Source organism: Acidithiobacillus sp. TH-A36 (assembly GCF_057473445.1).
Map to the genome: position 1 here is coordinate 1 of NZ_JBYCKP010000559.1, position 3,245 is coordinate 3,245.

1 protein-coding gene and 1 pseudogene are annotated in these 3,245 nt (G+C 53.3%); one reads left to right on the plus strand and one right to left on the minus strand.

The genetic code is table 11. The annotated features are described in order from the left end of the window. The coding region (locus AC2VLY_RS14175; protein WP_486922502.1) for a DEAD/DEAH box helicase at positions 1-1,495 on the plus strand (1,495 nt) is incomplete at its 5' end. Between the two features lie 363 nt (positions 1,496-1,858). Here AC2VLY_RS14175 and AC2VLY_RS14180 read toward each other — a convergent pair. Further along, positions 1,859-3,245, minus strand: a pseudogene (locus AC2VLY_RS14180) (ISNCY family transposase); the annotation flags it as partial.

The following is a 3,245-nucleotide window of genomic DNA, read 5'->3' on the forward strand; positions in this document are numbered from 1 at the left end:
AGGCACTTCAGCAGAAATGGATGCTGGCTTTCGGGACCGGATAAAACAGTTGCAGGCGGCACAAGGCCTTCAGTCGGCACTCCCCACTGATCTGCAGGCCACCCTGCGCCCCTATCAGGAAGAGGGGTATCTCTGGGTGATGCGTCTGGCCGAGGCTGGCTTCGGTGCTTGTCTGGCTGACGACATGGGGTTGGGAAAGACTTTGCAGGCCATTGCCGTACTCCTCGCCCGAGCGTCCAACGGTCCCGCACTGGTGGTGGCGCCCACCTCAGTCTGCGGTAACTGGCGTGCAGAACTGGAGCGATTTGCTCCCGGTCTCCATGTCATGGTCTATGGTGCAGGGGATCGCAGTACGATCCTTGAAACAGCTGGTCCCCGGGATGTGGTTATCGTTTCCTATACCCTGCTGCAACAGGCACAGACGCAATTTGCCGCACGCCGCTGGTACAGCGTGGTCGCGGACGAGGCACAGGCTATCAAAAACGCCACCACCAAACGCTCCATGGCGCTCTTTGATTTGCACGCGGATTTTTGTCTGGCCCTTTCTGGAACGCCGGTGGAGAATCGCCTGACAGAACTCTGGTCTATCCTGCGCTTCTGCAATCCCGGTCTTCTGGGACCGCAATCCCGTTTCAATGAGCGCTTCGCAGTACCCATCGAACGGGACCGCAACCGCGATGCGCAACGATTATTGCGTCGACTGGTCGCCCCCTTCATTCTCCGACGTACTAAAAGTCAGGTGTTGCAGGACCTTCCACCACGTACCGAAATGACGCTGACCTTGACCCCAGATCCCGAAGAGGCGGCGCTCTATGAAGTACTGCGCCGTCAGGCCCTTGCCGAATCCGAAAACGCCTTGCAAAGCGGAGAGAATCAGGCGCAATTTCACATCCTGGCCCAACTGACCCGCCTGCGCCGGGCCGCTTGTGATCCGCGCCTCGTGAATCCGGATCTCGGCATCGTTGGGGGCAAAGTCAAAGCATTCGCGGAACTCGCTGCGGAGCTCGCGGAGAATGGTCATAAGACGCTGGTATTCAGCCAATTCGTCGATTTTCTGACTTTGTTGAGGGCACCATTGGATGATGCAAATATTGCGTATCAATATCTGGATGGCGGTACGCCAGCGGCAGAGCGCGACCGCCGCGTCGCCGCATTTCAGGCGGGTGAAGGCTACCTCTTTCTGATCAGCCTCAAAGCGGGTGGTTTTGGGCTCAACCTCACCGCAGCCGATTATGTGATCATAGCCGACCCTTGGTGGAACCCCGCCGCCGAAGATCAGGCTGCTGGCCGTGCGCATCGCATTGGTCAGCATCGTCCTGTGACCGTCTATCGTCTGGTTACACAAGGGACGCTGGAAGAAAAAATCATCGCCCTTCACCATGAAAAACGGGCCTTGGCCGAAGGTGTGCTTACCGACGGAGGAGAGGGCACAACATTGCCTTCCAGTGAGGAGCTGCTCTCCTTAATGCGTGAGGCACATATTCCCAAGAGTTGAGGCTTGAAAAGCGGGTTTGGGTAATACTACTTATATCCTTGCGAAAGGTCGCTTTGCAGCGATTGCGGACATTCGCACTTGTCCATACTATGATGCACGGATGAAACATGTTATTGCCGAATTTAATTCATTCGTTAGGCAAGCAATAAACTGGGTAGCCCTACGGAGTAGTTAGTGCCTGACAGAAAAAGGGCGTTTTTTCAAAATTCCGTCGCGTAAAATCTGAGCGAAATGATGAATGGATAGAATTTAATACCCGTTTTTACAAATACGGAAGATATTATGCACATTTTTAATGATTTCAGCCGATTTTCGACAGCCGTTTCCCTGAGAAGTTCGGTAACGCTTCAAAAATTCTATCCGTTAAGCCGTTTTTCGATAGATACATCGTTGCTCCGCCTCCCGGGCCATTAAAACAGCCCCTAATCGATGCATGCTGTTCTAAGGCGTTAATCGCCGACTCAACCGCCGAATGCTGGTGGCGTAGACGGACGAATTCAGGATCCGACTCTCGCCTTTTTTCTTCTGCAGATGGACGCCCTTTTTTCGGTAAAACGACCATGGGTAGTATTTCTCTGAGCGCAGCCTGATTGGCTGGACTATGAAATCCTTTATCAAAACTCATGGAATGTACGTCACTAAAACGGGACTGGGTTGCTTGGGTCATCGGGACCGCCAACTGGTCATCGGTCGTCTGCCCCATCACCGCATGGTGCAGAATAAAACGGTGCTGATCTTCGACGATACACACCCGCAAACCCAATTCTACGGGAACCCCTGCTTTTCCTTTGCTGATCCATTCCGTGTGGGGTTCAAAGATCGAAAAAACCTTTTCGCTGTGTGGAATTTTTTCGCCGCGTAATACCCGGCGACGGATTTGGTCGATCTGTCGACGGGCATGTTTGAGGTAACCCTCGAGGGCTTGTGCGGCATCGGAGAGGCCTTCTGCTTGCAAAGCATGAGCGGTCTCTGTGGCCCGTGCGACATGCTGCTCAGCCAGAGCCAGATAATCCGCATAGGTTTCCCGCATCCGCACTTCATGTGCCGCACGCTTCTGCGGGTCTTGCGCCGTTGAGTGTTTTATTTTCTGGAGAGTCCGGTAGCTTTTTTTGAAGCGGTTCAATTGATAGCGCCATTGTCGCCACGTCGTCGAGCCGAGGAATGGGTCTGCCTGGCTTGCCGTTTCTATGGTTTTCCGAATCGCATCCAGCAGCAGGTTAATATCGGCCGGATAATGCACCCGCGTTTCTACGACGAAAGAATCACACCGCACGCTGAGCCCTTCTTCGGCTTTTTTTTTGAGCAGAACATGCCCCGCCTGCACCACTTCCTGATTGATCCGATCCAATATTTCCGGGGTAAACAATCTCAGGTTATCTTTGATGGTTTGCAGATGGTACCGTTGATCGGTATTTTCGCCCCATTCTCCATGCCCCAGCATTTCCCGGATGACCAGATGATGGTTGGCTAAATCATGGATGCGATCGTAATCTGCGTTAAGACCCAGCCGCATCGTACCCAACACCAATATTTTCCAGAGGGCCATTCCAGGGCGGCCTTTTTCGGCGCTGACCAGGGTTTTGCCATCGGCTTGTACGGGGCGCATATCCTCCAGGATGGTAAATACCCGTTCCCGGAGTTCCGGTTGCATATAAATGTGTTGAAGGCCACGCAAGAGTCGCGGAATATCATCCCGCGACTTGGGATCAATCTGGATAGCAGAAATATCGGTTTCTCCAAAAACCATTTG